This window comes from Selenomonas sp. oral taxon 126, from assembly GCF_001683335.1.
Taxonomy (GTDB): domain Bacteria; phylum Bacillota; class Negativicutes; order Selenomonadales; family Selenomonadaceae; genus Centipeda.
Genome location: NZ_CP016201.1, coordinates 2,353,986 through 2,371,217, shown reverse-complemented (window position 1 = coordinate 2,371,217; position 17,232 = coordinate 2,353,986). Strand labels below are relative to the sequence as shown.

Genomic DNA, 17,232 nt, shown 5'->3' with positions numbered 1-17,232 from the left:
ACGTCAAGAAAGAACGGATATTTTCAGCGTCATCAGTTTGTGAAGAAGCGACGCTCGCCGATTGCTCCGATCTGGATACCCTCGATGATGAGTGAGGTTCCGTCTGCCGATTCCCGTATCTCGTCAAGAGCATGACGGAACTCCCACGCTGCGTCAGCATCGGAGAAGTAGAGTCGCATATCGACGTGATTTTCTTCGTAGATACGGTTGATGAGCTCTACCGTTCCAATGTTGTCCGTGAGTACACAGATGCGCAGCCACGTTTCCTTTTTGATGAGATCCGTCTCCTCGTCCTTTTTCGCCTCATCGTAAACATGGATGTAGGCGGGATATTCGGACGCTCCCATAAAGAGCGGCATGACGAAGTTCATCGAGCGCTGCCCCGGCTGCGGCGCGGCATTCTCGCCCTCAAGCGCGTTGCGCATTGTGAGCGCAAGAGCAGCGACATCCCTGCCCGCACGCTTGTATTGCTCCGCCGTCATCCTGCGCGTCTTTACGATATCCGCCATCTGCATGAATGCCCAGAGACGTGGGAGATCAGGCAGCTGCTGTTCAAACGCCGCCTGACGCACGGTGCCGGGGATATTTGCCTGCGTCAGCTGGATGAGCTGCTGCAGCTGCTTCGCATCGCCCTCGCTCATCGTCTGACTGCGGCCGCTCACAAAGTTCTGTAACAGCAGTGTCTCCCGCTGACTGAGGTTCTCGTTTTGCAGGAGCGTCTGTGCGAGATTGCGCAAGACGTTCATCGTCTGCGGTGTGTTCTCCATCGTCTGTGTGAAGAAGCGCGGAATCGCACTCTGCATCTCGGGGGACTTCATCTGCGTAGCGGCTTGTGCCGGAGCTTTTGCTGCATTGGCAAGTTCCGCCTCAGTGCCCGTCTGTGGACGTGCGGACTGCGCCGCCCCCTCTCCCTGCGGAGCAGACTTTGCAGACTGTGTCTGCGCTTCCGTGTTGGTTGATGCTCGTGTGCCCGCATCTGCGGAAGGTTTGTTTTCAGGAGTAGCAACAGGGTCGCCCTGACGTGGCATCGCATTTGTCGGCTCTTTTCCGACCTGTGCTGGCGTATTTGCATTGCCCGTCTGCGGTGCTGTATTCTGTCCTCGCTCGGCGGGCATCCCCGTTTTGGGCGACTCGCTCATCGTACTTTTCTGCGCACTCCCGGAAGGCTCGTTCATCATCGCTTTCTGTGCGCTGCCCGCCTCATTGGAGGAAGTCTGTGCATTCTGCGCAGGAGACGAATTCGACGGCGCAGGGGATTCGCCCGCGCCCTTTGCGACATTTTGCTGCGCCATATCTGCCGCCTTTCCGACGGTCTCCTGCGGCATATTCGCCGCCTGTCGGGCAGCAGCAGACGTATTGTCCTTTGCCATCGTCTCGGGTGTCGTACTCGTCTGCGTGCGCGCTATCTGCTGCTCGGGCAGTCCGTCCTCTGATAGTGGTGCATTTGTATTTTGCGCAGACGAAGCAGTCCTCGTCTCCTGCCCGCCTGCCGACGGCGCAGGAGTATTTTGTGCGCCGTCGCCCTGCATATTCGCATTCGTCGGCTGCGGGGCTGTGGCTGACGGATCGCGCGGCATGAGCAGCTGAACGAGCTGATTCAAAAAGGAAAGCGAGGTCGAACCTGCTCCGCCAGATGTCGCGACAGAGCCCTGCGCGTTCAGTTGGGTCAAAAATGCCTGCAATTCTTTTGGAAGAAGCTCTGCATTTCCTGTGTCGAGGAGCTGGAACGCCGCCTTTGTCAGCATGATCGGCTCGAATGTTCCGCCGGATTCTTTAGCAAGCGCGGATTTCAGCCCCGTCAGAAGCGCCGCGAGATCGTCTCCGACACGCGGGATGCTCCCCTCTGCCTCAGCCATCGTCCCGAGCTGGTTGAGCATACGCGCAAGTGTCGTCAGCTGATCGGTCGAGAAGCGCTGACTCGCGGCGGTGCTGCCGAGTCCCTGTCCGAGCGTCGTCTCAATGGAAAAGGACTGCCGTATCATATTCTGGATGACTTCTTTGAGTTCGGTGGGCATTTGCTGCACATTCGTCTGCTGGCGTCCGCTGATCTTCGAGAGGACATCCGCCATATGGTCGATGGCAGTCTCTATCGAGACATTCGTCCGCTGACTGAACGCGGCAGACGAATCCCCCTGATCGCTGCGGCTCTGCACCCCCTCGGGGCTGCGCCCGGGCGTAATGCGTGGGGTGGAGGTGATTGCGGCAGATGCTGTTGTTGTATTTGCTTCCATCGACACGGTATTCACAGCCTTTTCTATTCGTTCAAGATAGAGCGGATCGGCTCAAAGGATTTGCGATGCAAAGGGCATACGCCGTATGTTCGGATGGCGTCAATATGCTCGCACGTTCCATAGCCCTTATGTTTTGCAAAGCCATAGTGCGGATATGTGTTGTCGTATTCCTCCATCAGGCGGTCACGCGTCACCTTCGCCAGGATGGATGCCGCTGCTATCGACGCAGACTTCGCGTCGCCCTTGATGATGGCGGTCGAGGGGACAGATAGCTTTGGAAGTTCCACTGCATCGATCAGCACCTCCTCGGGTGCGGGAGAGAGCGCCGCAATCGCCTCGTACATCCCCATCCGCGTTGCCTGCAATATATTCATGTGGTCAATCGTCTCTGCATCAATCAGAATGACATGATAGGAAATCGCAGCGCTGACAATCTGGTCGTACAGCGCCTCACGCACAGCAGCAGAGAGCTTCTTTGAGTCGTTGAGGCGCGGCAGATGGAATTCCTGCGGCAAAATAACCGCAGCGACCGCGACAGGACCCGCGAGAGGTCCGCGCCCCGCCTCATCCACACCCGCGACAATCGTGTGCCCCGCCTTTGCGGCAGCGCGCTCATATGCGTACATCGCATGCAAGCGCTCACGCTCCTTCTGTGCCCTTTCGTAGCGGCGCAGAATCGTCTGAACCAATTTTCTGGAATCCGTCCGACAGCGCTCAATGAACTCTGCTGTTGCTGCCCCTTGGAGAAATACGGTCTCTATTTCTTTTATCGTCATTTTCTCCATTTCCTTTACCGTGCCGCGCCATCGTCCGAGAAAGCCGGTACGGCATCCAACGTGACCCGCCCGAGGCGTCCGCTGCGAAAATCCGTCAGCACGATCTGTTCCGCCTTTTCGTAGTCGATCTTTCCGCCCGCCCGCAGGCAGCCGCGTCTGCGTCCGATCTCCTCAAGCAGCTCTGTGCCGGACGGCAGGTCTCCTTCCAGTCGATAACGTGCCACCAAATCGGCGGGGTATTCTTCCCGCAGCGTATTGAGCAGCAGGAGGACAACGCTTGCCACATCGTAGACATTGTCGTTGATTGCTCCCGTAAATGCAAGGTGAAGCGCCGCCTGCCGGTCCTCGAATTTCGGCCAGAGAATTCCTGGCATATCGAGCAGTTCCAACTGCGCCCCAAGACGAATCCACTGCTTTGCACGCGTTACGCCGGGGCGGTTCTCCACCTTCGTCTTCGTCCCGCCCGACAGGCGATTGATGAGGGATGACTTACCCACATTCGGAATGCCGAGAATCATGCAGCGTGCTGCCCGCGCCTTCGCCCCATGTTGAACGAGCTTGTCCGTTTTCGGTTTCGCACATTTTGCGATCGCCTGTACGAGTTCCTTGATGCCACGTCCCTTCACTGCATCCACAGGCACAGCAACAAGCTCTTGCTCCGCAAAATACTTTACCCATGCACGTGTCGCCGCCTCATCCGCAAGATCTGCCTTGTTGAGCACAATAACGCGCGGTTTATCACCGACAATTTCGCGCAGCACGGGATTTGCCGAGCTCAGCGGAATCCGTGCGTCCAGCAGCTCAACGACTACATCGACCAGCTTCAGATTCTCCTTGACCAGCCGCTCTGCTTTTCGCATATGCCCCGGGTACCACTGGAGGCTTGGGATGTCGATTACGTTGTCATTATCAATCATTATGCGTATTCCTCTCAGACGTTGATTTTACTGGAGTTTATCATCATACGGATGTGTATAGAGCGAGAAATTCATAATCCGTCATTATCAATACTATATCATATTTTAGGATAAAAACCCATAAACGGGAGACTAAGGAAAATATGTCGGCGAATGTCTCCGCCATGCCCTTGATTTGCAACGGTATCGGCGACTCCGTGACGTAGTGTGTCCAGTCGGGGCGCTTCTGCGTTACCGTACCACACGTTATCTTTGCGTACAGGGTAGAGCGAGCGATTCTAATCTCTTTGGTCTGTTTGCGCTGAAAGGCGTATAAGTGTTTGAATGTACGGCGTTTTGTGGTAGAATATACTTGGGATATATAAGGCCTTCTGCCAGTGTTTTGGCAAAGATATTTTACCAGATTAATTCTATACGTTCTAACCTTTTTGTGTCTGATTTTATTTTACAATGAAACCAATTAGTTAATTTCTTTTACTGTGCAACTTATTCTTGCAATCTACTGGCATTGATTGTAGAATTATGTGTCAAATCGTAATATGTGGTGGAGAGGAAATCATCCTTGACTTTAACAAATCCAAAACTTCGAGATAATATATATGGGAAGGCAGACTGGTATCCATATTATGCAGGGTATGCTCAAGGGTTCGTTTCTGATGTACTAGATTTATTAAAGATAGAGCCAGGTCAAACGATTCTGGATCCGTGGAATGGAAGCGGCACCACTACTCAAGTTGCCATGCATAAAGGAATTCAGGCTTATGGTTATGATATTAATCCGGTAATGGTGACAGTTGCAAATGCGAAGGCACTGTCAAATATTACTTATGATGCTCTGATTGATTTGGCCAACCACATTTTAGAGGAATCTTCTCCATCCAAAATGCGTATAAAAACCGTTGGAGATCCTTTAAATTACTGGTTTCAGGATGACTCGATCTACTATATTCGAAAACTCGATTTTTATCTAGTAAAGCACACGACTCGTCCGCCTTACAGTGTCAACGGTTCAACACTTCGAGACTTTTTTCATGTGATTTTATTTCGAACCGTAAAAAGCCTTTTGCCTTCATTTCGCTCTACTAATCCAACCTGGATCAAGAAGGCAACGTCCCCCGAAGAACGCATTCACATCACACGAAAAAAATTTTACAAGATTTTCCTTCAAGAAACTATGTTGATGGCTGCATATTTTAAAAATCAAGATCAATTTCAGCAGGTTGCTCCGATTATTGCTTTTGGCGATTCTAGAAAGCTAAACCTAGCCACTGCATCTGTAGATCATGTAATCACATCGCCGCCTTACTGTACACGAATAGATTATGTTATTGCTACACTGCCGGAATTAGCATTGTTAAAGCTTGATCATATAGACTTTAATGACCTGCGCAGCAAGATGCTAGGGACAAATAAGATACAAAAAACAAAGGATGTTGGATACTCCCCTGCATGGGGGGGAGTTTGCAAAGACTTTCTAAAGAGTGTCGCAGCTCATGGTTCAAAGGCTTCCAAGGAGTACTATTTAAAGGTATTTTTACAGTACTTCCATTCATTCTATAATTCCATGATTGAGCTACATAGAGTGCTAAAGCAAAATGGCACGTGTACACTTGTAGTTCAGTCATCATATTACAAAGATGTCTATTTGGATCTTCCAAGCATCATAGAAGAAATGTCTCGTCTATTTTACTGGAAGTTAGAGGAGCGTCGTGATTTCAACAGCAAGGCAACACTGTCCAATTTAAATAAAGGATCTAGGTCATACAGAGAGCCCTCAGCAGTTCAAGAAACAGTTCTCTTTTTTAAGAAAAAAGGATGATCAATCATGTCAAAAGCTATAGATTTAATCAGCGAAATCGAGGATAAAATCAAAACGGTACGAACGCGAAGTTTAGATTTATCCTTTAATGAACTGCTTGATATGTACAAAGATGACGAATTAATTATTGATCCTGAATATCAGCGACTTTTTCGATGGAGCGAAGTTCAGCAATCTCGATTTATTGAATCGTTGTTGCTGGAAATGCCGATCCCTCCTATTTTTGTTGTTGAACAGGAGGAGGGAAAGTATGAGCTGATTGACGGTCTTCAGCGTGTATCTTCTTACATACACTTTCGCGGCGAGCATCCTGACTATCAAGGAGAGGAGGAAGATAGTGAAAAGCCACGTTTCCTAAAGCTCGATGGTTGTGATATATGTGAAAGTCTGAATGGCCTGATTTACAAAACTTTACCAACTACTTTGCAAATACGATTAAAGCGCAATTTCATACGTGTTGAAGTCCTGCGAAAAGAGAGCGATACTCGCCTTCGATACCATATGTTTAAACGCTTGAATACAGGTGGCTCGAAATTAAGTGATCAAGAAGTTCGAAATTGCACGATTCGTTTGTTGTCCCTAGATTTCAACAATTTCTTAATAGCGTGTAGCCAGTATCCCCCATTCAAGAAATGTATTTCTAGGGTGAGTAAAGAAAAAATTGAGCAAAAATATGATCAAGAACTCGTACTGCGTTTCTTTTCAATAAAAAATTTACAGGAAAAATATGTTCATGATGTAGGCTCCTATTTAACGGAATGTATGGAATATTTTTCAAGCGGCTCTGATAATTTTAATTACCAGAAAGAACAAGATGTTTTTCAAAGCACTTTTGATATTTTAAATAAAACATTGGGAGAAGAAGCGTTTTCTCCTGCAAACCCATCAAGAAAAGGATTGTCTTCTAGATTTGCTATCTATCATTACGAAGCAATATCGCTATGTATAGCCTTCCATTTGGATAAATTAAAGAATCTCTCTGAAGATGGATTTTCCCGCTTAACCCATGTTTTAATAGCTATAAAGAAAGACGAGGAGTTCATAAATATGACAACCGGTGGCGGGAAAAACTATGCAGATCCGTTAAAACGGAGAATTGCCTTTGTTGAGGAAAGGATTCGTGGTTTTTGCGATGGACTATGATGAAATATCTGCAGAGCTCGAGAGAGAGCGTACATGGAGATTTGAGGACTTAAATTTCTTACATAATCTTGAGACCAGCATAGAGGATGAAGAACTGCGTAGAAAATATCGAAAAACCCTGATTGTTATGCTGTATTCTCATTTTGAAGGATTTTGTAAATTTGCATTTGACTATTACATAACGGCTATTAATAATCAAAGGTGTATCAGGTCTAGCTTAAGACCACCACTTATTACAGCTAGTATGAATAAAGAGTTTACGGCATATGATGATCTTGATAGAAAATGCAAGATTTTTAGAAAAAGTTTACCTGATGATTCAAAGCTCCATCGCTTTTCAAGGCGTCATGATTTTGTGTGTGCCTTTGATGATTTTTTGAAAGTAATTGCAGAAATTCCAGAAAATGTCGTAGATACCGAATCAAATTTAAATCCTATTGTCCTGAAAAAAATTCTCTTTCGTTTAGGTTTCGATATTTCTATTGCTGATACCTACAAAGGTCAGATCAATCGATTGCTCAAATACCGTAATGATATAGCTCACGGTAAAGCTTATGATGGTATAGAGGAAACGGTTTACTCGGATATCAAAAAGAGTACGATTTCGGTGATCGAAGGAATAAAAGAGCTAATAGTTCATTCCATTAGAGACAAAAATTATTTAGCTGTTCCCCATCAAAATCAAGCCATGTAAATGTATCTGTCCCTAGGTGATAGAAAGGAGCCTTGCGATGACATACTCGCCCGAATATCTCAGTGATCTCATGGTGCGGATGGCGCATCACTCCACGGCGATCGAGGGGAATAAGCTGACGCAGGGCGAAACAAAGAGCGTTCTCGTTGACGGCTATGTACCGCGTGCGATGGATATGCGTGAGCTGAACGAGGTGCTGAACTACAAGGCGTTCATGACGTTTCTGGTGGAACAAACAGCCTCCGGCACACCGTTCTCGTTATCACTAATTCGCGAAATTCACGCGATCCTCTGCAGGGATGCAATCGAAAGCGTCCCGGGGCAGTTCAAACAGCGTCCGAATATGATCATCGGGGCGGCCTTCACACCGACACCACCTTACCTCGTTTCGTCAGCGCTGACGGACTGGATCCTCGATCTCGTTGCACAGATGGATGCTTCTGTGTCCAATTCGGACAAGGTGCTCACCATCTGCCGGCAGCATATCGCGTTCGAGCACATCCACCCCTTCCCTGACGGCAACGGACGTGTTGGTCGTGCGCTCATGGTGTATAGTTGCTTCCTCGCTGGTTTGACTCCGATCGTGATTCCAGTGGATCGACGCAAGGAGTATATCAACTATCTCAATACGGAGGATTTGCATGGATTCACCGCCTTTGCTGAGAGGCTGCAGACGGAGGAACGAGAACGCATAGAAATGTTTGCAAAATAAAAAACCGCCTGGAGTACTGGACAGTCAAGTACAAATGAGAGACTTTATTATGTCAAAAATCGAATATCCAGCTCGATCATGTTCGCGTGAAACGTCGTGGTCGTACTATTTCGAGAAGGCAAAAGAGTTCGCCACGCTAAGCCATCTTCAGCCGCACCAGCGCATTGAGGACAGTGAGCTTGCGTTGATATTCCATCGGTATCCGTTCGGTACAACCTTTCACGCACTACTTTTCGCAGCTGTCGCTCCGAATAACACCGGGGCGTGTGCCAGATACACGGACTATGACACGACGCTCCGCTACATTGCGAATCTCCTAGAGATGCAGGACGTTCTAGTGCAGATCATCTCCGGCAAAGTGAAGAATGTGCTGTAAAATACATACCTCCCGTTCGTCTCCCCCGAAAATGGGGAAATAAACGGGAGGTATTTTAGTAAAATGGGAGACGAGAAAAAATCAACTCCCTTGAAAATCAATTATCTGTGAAATAATCCGAATCTATACGTTTAATGCGATAGGATTTTTGCGTTGAGACGCCTAATTCGTGTTCTATCATCAATTCAGTCAATTTTCTTCCGTCAACCAATATGATATGCTGTGCGTTTGCATAATCCTTTGCGCCCTGTGAAAATTTTGCTGTAGTTATAAACAGGCCCTTTTCAACCTTGGGAGGTCCCATCATCGCACCGGCAAATTTTTGAATTTCTGGCTTTCCAATGGTAGTGTCCGGATTCCATCTCTTTGCCTGTATATAGATCAGGTTGACCCCCAATTTGTCCTCATGTATGATGCCGTCGATCCCATCGTCTCCGCTTAGTTTCGTAACGAATCCATCCCCATAATTCATTGCTTTCATAAGGTCTACAACGAGAATCTCAAAAAACTTGGCGCTTTGCCCCATGATCTCTATGAGCAGATCATCCGCTAACTGTTCATTGATCGTTCCATACACACGATCCAGTACTTCCTGCGGTGTTTCTTCTGCGAGAACGGTATCTGTTACGTCGATTACTTTATCGGATGACTTCTTTCCGCAGAATTCTGCAAACTCAGGATATTTTTCCTCAAGAAGCGCATTTGTAATAGTCTCGCCACTGGACAGCAAGGCTTTTCCGCGATCTGTAATCATGATCTGAGCACGTTTTGGAGATACGACAACGCCCGCCTTTTGCAGATATGTTTTTGCCCAACCAATTCGATTGTCATAGACTGACTGTCTGCCGCTCGCCAGCCGTTCTAAAAGAGCATTCTCGGGCAAATGAAGATTCTCCGCAATTCGTTTCTTCACCTCCTTCATCGTATAGGTGTTTCCATCTTTAAGGACATGAAGGAGCGGTGCATAAAATTCGTCATATCTTGGCAGCATAGAAATATCTTCCTCTCATAATGTCCATTTAAACAGATTTTCGCATAAGAAGCGCTACATTTTCAACATGCGAAGTCTGCGGAAATAAATCTACGGGCTGGACTTCCTGCGTGATATAGCCGAGGTCTTTCAGAATAGCGAGGTCGCGCGCAAGTGTGGCAGGGTTGCAGGAGACATAGACGATGCGCTGCGGTTTCATATTGGCAAAGGTGCGGAGGACGATTTCGGTGCAGCCGGCACGCGGCGGATCGACGACAACGACATCGGGGCGGATGCCCTGCTTGTAGAGTGCCGGCATGACGGTGGTGGCGTCGCCCACGATGAACTCGGCATTTTTCACATGGTTGTCGCGTGCATTTTTCCGCGCGTCGAGGATGGCGGGCTGTACGATTTCGATGCCGTAGACCTTCCGCGCTTTTTGAGCAAGAAACAGCGTAATTGTTCCTGTGCCGCAATAGGCGTCGATGACAGTCTCTGTCCCATGCAGGTCGGCATAGGCGAGTGCCTGCTCGTAAAGGCGTTCTGCCTGTCTTGTATTGACCTGAAAGAAGGAGCGCGGGGAGATGTGGAAGTTCAGCCGTCCCAATGTGTCTAGGATGGTCGGTCTGCCCCACAGCAGCACGGTATCACGCCCCATGATAACGTTGTTGCGATAGGTTTGGATATTCTGATGGACGCTGACGAGGTTTGGCAGACGCTCGCGCATCATGCGGACGAACTCCTTTGCGCGTGGGAGCTGCTTCGTTGCGGTGACAATGACCGCCATGAGATCGTTGCTGCGGCCGACACGTCCGACAATGTGGCGCAGGATGCCCTTGTGGGTGTCCTCGTTGTAGACGGGGATATGCAGTTTTTCCGCAATCTCGCGCACGGCGTTTGCGAGTTCGTTGTTCGCCCCGTGTTGGATGTGGCAGTTCTCCGTGTTGATGATGCGATGGCTGCCCTGCGCGAAGCAACCGACGACGAGCCGGTTCTTATGCAGACCGATTGGAAACTGCATCTTGTTCCGATAGTTCCACGGTTTTTCTGCACGCAGTGTTTCGTTCACGGGAATCTGAGGGAGTTTGCCGATATGTGCCAATGCTTCCATGACCTGTGCGCGTTTTGCACATAGCTGTGCCTCATAGGAGAGGTGCTGCAGCTGGCAGCCGCCGCATTCGTCGTAGATTTCACAGAGCGGTGTCGTACGGTCAGGACTCTCTTGCAGGATCTTGTGGATCCGTCCGCGTGCATAGGTTTTTTTGACCTCCTCGATCACAGTGAGAACGCGTTCATTCGGCAATGCCTGCGGAACAAACACCGTGAAGTTTTCATATCGTCCGATACCTTCCCCGCTTGTGCCAAGGCGGTCGATTTGGATTTCACAGCTCTGCCCCTTACGGACGGGAATCATCTCTGCGGGTCGCTTCGTCTTCTCTTTTGCTTTCATCGCTCTGCAAATGTCACCTTTTCAAATAATTCCATCGGATGTGCCAAAAGCACATCCGCTCCATGCTCTGTGAGTTCCTGTGCAGGTCGAAATCCCCAGAGGACGCCGACAGCAAATGCCCCGGCATTGCATGCCGTATCCATATCCACGCTTGTGTCGCCAAAATACAGCGTCTTATCCCCCGTAACGCCCATATTATTCATGATATGAAGCACCTTGCTCGGGTCGGGTTTGCGTGGCAGACCGTCCTGATCGCCGATGATTTCGCAGAACATATCATGCGGAAACAACGCCTCCATGATTGCCTCTGCCGCAGACTGATGCTTATTGGTACAGACTGCCATCGGGATGCTGCGCCGACGCAGTTCAGCCAACATCTCCATAATGCCGTCGTACGGCTTCGTTTTATCAAGCAAATGCGCGGCATAGTGCGCCTTATATTCCGCCATAAAGTCACGCACGAATACTGCATCTGCTGCGCGATCTGTTGGAAGAATCCGCTCGATGAGCTTGCGCGATCCATTACCGACAAAGTAGCAGTATTCCTCCACGTCATGCACGGGAAATCCATGCCTACGGAGGACGGCATTCGCACTGTCCGCCAGATCGTCCAGTGAGTTGACCAATGTGCCGTCCAGATCAAATATGGCAGCTTCATAGTGCATGGAAATTCCCCCATTATGAAATCACTGATTCCTGAGAAAAAACAGCCTTTCCCTTTCGGAAAAGGCTGTTTGTCTCAGCCGAGTTTTTTTGCCAAGAGTTCGTTGACCATCTGTGGGTTCGCCTTGCCCTTGGACTGTTTCATGACCTGTCCGACAAGTGCGCCGATTGCCTTCTTATTGCCGCCCTTGTAGTCCTCGACCGCCTTTGCGTTTGCAGCGATGACCTGATCGACAATATCCTCGATTTCCTTTGTATCTGTGATCTGGACAAGCCCCTTGTCCTTCACGATTTTTTCTGGCGCATCGGGCGATGTCCACATCTCCTTGAACACGGTCTTGCCAATTTTCGACGAGATTGTGCCCTTCGATATGAGCAGGATCATCTCGCCGAGGCGCTTTGCATCGACAGGAGATTCCTCGATGGTCTTGCCCTCTGCGTTGAGGTTTTTCGCAAGATCGCCCATCAGCCAGTTTGCTGTGAGTTTTGCGTCAGCGCCCGTTGCAGTCACGGCGTCGTAGTACTCTGCCATCGCGCGCGAACTCGTAATGATCCCGGCGTCATATGCCGACAGCCCTGCCTCGTCCATCAGACGTGCGCGGCGTGCATCGGGCAGCTCAGGCAGCTCCTTGCGGATCGCCTCAATCTCCTCATCGCTCGTCACAATGGGCGGCAGGTCGGGCTCCGGCATATAGCGGTAGTCGTGCGCCTCCTCCTTGCTGCGCATGGAGAGGGTGATGCCGCGCTCGGGATCCCATGTGCGGGTCTCCTGTATGATATGACCGCCGTCCTCGAGCACCTCGGTCTGGCGCTCGATCTCGTAGTTGATAGCATCCTCGAGTGCCTTGAAAGAGTTGATGTTCTTCATCTCCGTGCGCGTGCCGAGCACATCCGAGCCGACGGGACGCAGGGAGACGTTGATGTCCGCGCGGAGGTTGCCCTCCTCCATGCGGCAGTTGGAGACGTCGATGTACTCCATGATCGTCTTGATCTTCTCCATGTAGGCGCGCGCCTCTTCCGCCGAGGACATATCCGGCTCGGAGACAATCTCGAGCAGGGGCACGCCCGTACGGTTGTAGTCTACATTGGACGAGGCGGAGTCCTTGATTGTCGTACCGGAGTGCACGAGCTTGCCCGCGTCCTCCTCCATGTGGATGCGCGTCAGACGGATGCGCTTCTTTCCCGCCTCCGTGTCGATATCCACCCAGCCGTGTTCGGCAATCGGCAGGTCGAACTGTGAGGTCTGAAAATTCTTCGGCAGATCGGGATAGTAGTAATTCTTCCGGTCAAACTTGCTGTATCCGTTGATCGTGCAGTTCGTTGCAAGCCCCGCCTTGATGGCATAGTTGACGACCTGACGGTTGACGACAGGCAGGACGCCGGGAAGTCCGAGGCAGACGGGACAGACATGCGTATTCTGATCTGCGCCGAATCCCGTGGCACAGCCGCAGAAGATCTTGGTCTTGGTCTTGAGCTCGCAGTGAATCTCAAGGCCGATGACGGTTTCGTATTTCATGCCCTTCCTCCAATCGGCGCCATTTTCGTATGAAAGTCATGTCCCTGCTCATAGGCATATGCTGCGCGCAGGATCGTCTCCTCGGCGAGCGGCCGCCCGATGATCTGCAGTCCGATGGGAAGTCCGGCAGCGGTGAAGCCGCAGGGTACGGAGATGCCCGGAAGCCCCGCGAGGTTGACCGGCACGGTCGAAATATCCTGCAGGTACATTTGGAGCGGATTCGACATCTCGCCGATTTTATAGGCGGGTGTCGGCGCGGTCGGCGTCATGATGACATCGACATCCTCAAAGGTACGCGTGAAGTCCTGCTGAATAAGCGTCCGCACCTTCAGCGCCTTCAGATAGTAGGCATCGTAGTAGCCTGCGGAAAGGGCATAGTTGCCGATGAGGATGCGGCGCTTGACCTCTGCGCCGAATTTCTCCGTGCGCGTGCGTGTCATCATATCGACGAGATCTTCGCCGTCTACACGTGCGCCGTAGCTGACACCGTCGTAGCGTTCGAGGTTCGTTGCAGCCTCGGCGGGCGCAATCAGATAGTAGGTCGATACGGCGTAATCCGTATGCGGCAGGGAGATCTCTCTGACCTCCGCGCCCATCGCCTCGAAATCAGAGATTGCCTTGCGGACGGACGCCTCTACCTCGCCGTCCATGCCCGCAACGAAATACTCCTTGGGCAGACCGATTTTCAAGCCCTTGACATCCGTACGGAGTGCCGCCGTATAGTCGGGAACCTCTGCCTTGCTTGCAGTCGAATCCATCACATCATGCCCTGCAATCACGTTCATGATATGTGCAGCATCCGTGACATCGCGCGTGAGAGGTCCGATCTGATCGAGCGAGGAGGCATATGCCATGAGCCCATAGCGGGAGACACGCCCATAGGTCGGCTTGAGGCCGACAATGCCGCAGAACGATGCCGGCTGACGGATCGAGCCGCCCGTATCGCTGCCGAGTGCCCAGATTGCCGTGCCCGCCGCGACCGCCGCCGCACTGCCGCCCGAGGAGCCGCCGGGAACGCGCGACGTATCCCACGGATTGTGCGTCGGCTGGAATGCCGAGTTCTCCGTTGAGCCGCCCATTGCAAACTCATCGAGATTCACCTTGCCAAGAATGACGACATCCTCATCATGTAGCTTTGTCATGACCGTTGCGTCATAGGGCGGGACGAAGTTCTCCAATATCTTCGAACCTGCCGTCGTCCGTACAGACTTCGTGCAGATATTGTCCTTGATTGCGCCCGGAATTCCTGCAAGAAAGGAGATATTCTCCCCCGCCGCGATCTTGGCGTCGACGCGATCCGCCTCGGCAAGTGCCGCCTCACGCGTTTCGAGCAGGTACGCGCCGACCTCGCCCTCAACGGCATCCATGCGTGCACATACATCCTCGGTCAGTTCACGCGCAGAGATCTCCTTGCGCGTCAGCATATCGTGAAGGATATGCGCCGGTTTTTCATATAGACTCAAAACAGCTCCTCCTTACCCTTCGAGCACCTTCGGCACCTTGAAATAGCCGTCCTCCTGCAGCGGAGCGTTCGAGAGCGCCGCCTCATTGGAAAGGGACGGGCGCACCTCGTCCGCACGGAAGACATTCTCGATGGGCAGAGCATACGTCGTCGGCTGCACATCGTCTGTATCTACACTTGAGAGATTATCCACATACGAGAGAAAGTCTCCCAGCGACTTCAGCGCCTCTTCCTTTTCCTCCGCAGGAATCGCAAGGCGAGAGAGATGCGCCGTAGTCGTGAGATCCTGTTCCGTTACATTCATTACCTACACCATCTTTCTTAGCAATATCCGCATTATTATACCAAATCGCCCCGCAGGTATCAAATGCAAATCATCATACCGTCGGCGGGCGTATAAAATCCTCTTCGAGCGCAAGAAGCATCTCGCGCAGGAGTTTCAGCGCCGTCGCCGTGGATGTGCCGCTCGGGTCGAGCGGCGGCGAGAGTTCGACCATATCACAGGCGACAATATTGCAGCCGCGGATGACGCGCAGCGCCGCCTTCATGAGCTCGACGAAGGTCACGCCGCCAGCCTCCGGCGTCCCCGTCCCCGGGAATGCCGAGGGATCGAGCACATCCAGATCGATGGTGAGGTAGACGGGACGATCCTTGACCGCTTCGACTGCACTGGCGAGGCCTTCAAAGGTGAAAGGGCGAAGATTCGTATGTCCCTCTCGTGCCCATTCCCACTCCGCACGCTCCCCGCTGCGAATGCCGAACTGGTGAATCCGTCCGTCTCCCAGTATATCCCACACACGGCGGATCACCGTCGCATGGGAGAGGTGGTTGCCGAGATACTCATCGCGCAGATCCGTATGCGCGTCAAAGTGGATCACGGCGAGATCGGGATATTTCTCCGCCGCAGCTCGAATCGCGGGAAGGCTGACGAGATGCTCGCCGCCGATGAGGAGCGGCAGTCTCCCGTCCTCGAGTACATTCTTTGCATAGCTATGTATCATGTCGAGTGCACGCGCGGTGTCGCCGAAGGGCAGCTCCAAATCGCCACCGTCAAAGACGCGCGCATCATCGAGATCGAGATCCTGATAGGGGCTGTACGTCTCGAGCCCGTACGACTCCGCGCGCATCGTACGCGCGGCGAACCGCGTTCCGGGGCGATAGGATGTCGTCGAGTCGAACGGCGCGCCGAAGATTACGATATGGCTCTCCTCGTATGTGCCGTCGCAGCCGAGAAAGGTTTCAATGTTCCGGTTCCACATCTTCGAGTATCTCCTCCACATAGTTCGGCAGGGCAAAGGCAGCGGCATGGAGCTGCGTGTTGTAGTAGCGCGTCCTGATGCCGAGGGACTTCCATCGTGCGAAGTCCACGCCCTCCACGGGGCGGCGCGTCTTGGACGAGAAGCCGAAGAGCCAGTGCCCCGATGGATAGGTCGGTATATGCACCTGATACACACGACTGAATGGGAATGAATGGACAATGCGCTGATGCATTCTCTGCATCGCATAGGCATCCTGCTCATAGAACGGGCTCTCATGCTGATTGATCATAATGCCGTCCGCGCGCAACGCCTTGAAGCAGTTCCCGTAGAACTCCTTCGTAAAGAGTCCCTCCCCCGGTCCGAATGGATCGGTCGAGTCCACGATGATGAGATCATAGGCATCGATCGGCTTTCGCACGAAGCGCAGCCCATCCTCGTAGTGAATACTGACGCGCGCATCATCCAGTCCCGATGCCGTAGACGGCAGATATTCACGGCAGACATCGACGACCATCTCATCGATCTCTACAAGGTCGATATGCCGTACAGTCGGATAGCGCAGGAGTTCGCGCACAGTGCCGCCGTCCCCGCCGCCAATGACGAGGATATCCGCCGCCTCCGGATGCACGCACATGGGCACATGCGTAATCATCTCGTGATAGATGAACTCGTCCTTCTCCGTCAGCATCATATAGCCGTCGAGCGTCAAAAATCGCCCGAACTCGGGCGACTCAAACACATCGATGCGCTGAAACTCGCTCTGGCCGCTGTAAAGCTGGCAGTTCACACGAATCGAAAAGCGCACATCGGGCGTATGTTGTTCCGTATACCAAAATTCCATTGTCTAACGCTCCGTCATCACATTGAGCCGCTGTATGCTCATATCCTCGGGGCCCGTAATCTGACAGCCCTTTTTCTTCGCATAGCGAATATAGGTCAGGATTTCCTCCGTGATCTGCTCCCCCGGCGCGAGAATCGGAATGCCGGGCGGATAACACATGACAAATTCACTGCATATACGTCCGCAAGTCTCTGCAATCGGGAGCGATTCCTTTTCCGCATAGAAGGCATCCTGTGGGCCGCAGACGACAGTCGGATCGATATACTCCATCTTGAGGGTCTTGGACGGATCCTTGCGGTAGTTCCGCCGAATCTCAGCGAGCGCCGCCACGAGCCGTTCCACATCCTTCGGACGATCCCCGATGGAGACATAGGCGAGCAGATTTGCAATATCGCCGAACTCC

The 17,232-nt window shown here is 51.7% G+C and carries 16 protein-coding genes and 1 pseudogene; 5 read left to right on the top strand and 12 right to left on the bottom strand.

The window, feature by feature from the left end:
• Window positions 1-32: 32 nt before the first annotated feature.
• Genes AXF19_RS10815 through ylqF form a run of 3 tightly spaced genes read right to left on the bottom strand, consistent with a single transcriptional unit; the run spans window position 33 to window position 3,924 of the window.
• Window positions 33-2,231, bottom strand: a complete 2,199-nt coding sequence (locus tag AXF19_RS10815; RefSeq protein ID WP_172837424.1) for a hypothetical protein — start codon at window positions 2,229-2,231, stop codon at window positions 33-35.
• A gap of 23 nt (window positions 2,232-2,254) precedes the next feature.
• Window positions 2,255-3,016 (bottom strand): ribonuclease HII, encoded by a 762-nt coding sequence (locus AXF19_RS10810; protein ID WP_172837385.1) that lies wholly within the window; start codon window positions 3,014-3,016, stop codon window positions 2,255-2,257.
• Window positions 3,017-3,021: 5 nt separating this feature from the next.
• On the bottom strand, window positions 3,022-3,924 hold the full coding sequence (gene ylqF, locus AXF19_RS10805) for a ribosome biogenesis GTPase YlqF (protein ID WP_066848685.1): 903 nt from the start codon (window positions 3,922-3,924) through the stop codon (window positions 3,022-3,024).
• A 541-nt stretch (window positions 3,925-4,465) separates the two neighbouring features.
• Here ylqF and AXF19_RS10800 point away from each other — a divergent pair.
• The 5 genes from AXF19_RS10800 to AXF19_RS10780 are packed head-to-tail and all read left to right on the top strand — an operon-like array spanning window position 4,466 to window position 8,668.
• Entirely contained in the window at window positions 4,466-5,743 is a 1,278-nt protein-coding gene (locus tag AXF19_RS10800) for a DNA methyltransferase (RefSeq protein WP_084784819.1), read from the top strand.
• A gap of 6 nt (window positions 5,744-5,749) precedes the next feature.
• Window positions 5,750-6,886 (top strand): GmrSD restriction endonuclease domain-containing protein, encoded by a 1,137-nt coding sequence (locus AXF19_RS10795; RefSeq protein WP_066848681.1) that lies wholly within the window; start codon window positions 5,750-5,752, stop codon window positions 6,884-6,886.
• Window positions 6,876-7,580, top strand: coding sequence for an MAE_28990/MAE_18760 family HEPN-like nuclease (locus AXF19_RS10790; protein ID WP_066850232.1), 705 nt, complete (start codon window positions 6,876-6,878; stop codon window positions 7,578-7,580). Before AXF19_RS10795 ends, AXF19_RS10790 begins: the two co-directional genes overlap by 11 nt.
• Before the next feature lie 37 nt (window positions 7,581-7,617).
• Complete coding sequence (locus tag AXF19_RS10785) at window positions 7,618-8,292, top strand: Fic family protein (RefSeq protein WP_066848679.1); 675 nt, start codon at window positions 7,618-7,620, stop codon at window positions 8,290-8,292.
• A gap of 49 nt (window positions 8,293-8,341) precedes the next feature.
• Window positions 8,342-8,668 (top strand): hypothetical protein, encoded by a 327-nt coding sequence (locus AXF19_RS10780; protein ID WP_066848677.1) that lies wholly within the window; start codon window positions 8,342-8,344, stop codon window positions 8,666-8,668.
• 97 nt (window positions 8,669-8,765) lie between these two features.
• Here the strand turns inward: AXF19_RS10780 and AXF19_RS10775 are convergent, their stop codons facing one another.
• The 9 genes and pseudogenes from AXF19_RS10775 to AXF19_RS15555 all read right to left on the bottom strand — a co-directional run.
• On the bottom strand, window positions 8,766-9,659 hold the full coding sequence (locus AXF19_RS10775; RefSeq protein WP_066848675.1) for a restriction endonuclease: 894 nt from the start codon (window positions 9,657-9,659) through the stop codon (window positions 8,766-8,768).
• A 28-nt stretch (window positions 9,660-9,687) separates the two neighbouring features.
• Window positions 9,688-11,088, bottom strand: a complete 1,401-nt coding sequence (gene rlmD, locus AXF19_RS10770; protein WP_066848673.1) for a 23S rRNA (uracil(1939)-C(5))-methyltransferase RlmD — start codon at window positions 11,086-11,088, stop codon at window positions 9,688-9,690.
• Complete coding sequence (locus AXF19_RS10765; RefSeq protein WP_066848670.1) at window positions 11,085-11,753, bottom strand: HAD family hydrolase; 669 nt, start codon at window positions 11,751-11,753, stop codon at window positions 11,085-11,087. The genes rlmD and AXF19_RS10765 overlap by 4 nt, the downstream gene beginning before the upstream one ends.
• 74 nt (window positions 11,754-11,827) lie before the next feature.
• Window positions 11,828-13,267, bottom strand: a complete 1,440-nt coding sequence (gatB, locus tag AXF19_RS10760) for an Asp-tRNA(Asn)/Glu-tRNA(Gln) amidotransferase subunit GatB (protein WP_066848668.1) — start codon at window positions 13,265-13,267, stop codon at window positions 11,828-11,830.
• Window positions 13,264-14,730, bottom strand: a complete 1,467-nt coding sequence (gene gatA / locus AXF19_RS10755) for an Asp-tRNA(Asn)/Glu-tRNA(Gln) amidotransferase subunit GatA (RefSeq protein ID WP_066848665.1) — start codon at window positions 14,728-14,730, stop codon at window positions 13,264-13,266. The genes gatB and gatA overlap by 4 nt, the downstream gene beginning before the upstream one ends.
• A gap of 12 nt (window positions 14,731-14,742) precedes the next feature.
• Window positions 14,743-15,033: an Asp-tRNA(Asn)/Glu-tRNA(Gln) amidotransferase subunit GatC gene (gatC, locus tag AXF19_RS10750; RefSeq protein WP_009440218.1), complete on the bottom strand. Its 291-nt coding sequence runs from the start codon at window positions 15,031-15,033 to the stop codon at window positions 14,743-14,745.
• Between the two features lie 73 nt (window positions 15,034-15,106).
• Entirely contained in the window at window positions 15,107-15,988 is an 882-nt protein-coding gene (gene speB / locus AXF19_RS10745) for an agmatinase (protein WP_066848663.1), read from the bottom strand.
• On the bottom strand, window positions 15,969-16,829 hold the full coding sequence (speE, locus tag AXF19_RS10740; protein WP_066848661.1) for a polyamine aminopropyltransferase: 861 nt from the start codon (window positions 16,827-16,829) through the stop codon (window positions 15,969-15,971). Before speE ends, speB begins: the two co-directional genes overlap by 20 nt.
• A 3-nt stretch (window positions 16,830-16,832) precedes the next feature.
• Window positions 16,833-17,232, bottom strand: a pseudogene (locus AXF19_RS15555) (arginine decarboxylase); the annotation flags it as partial.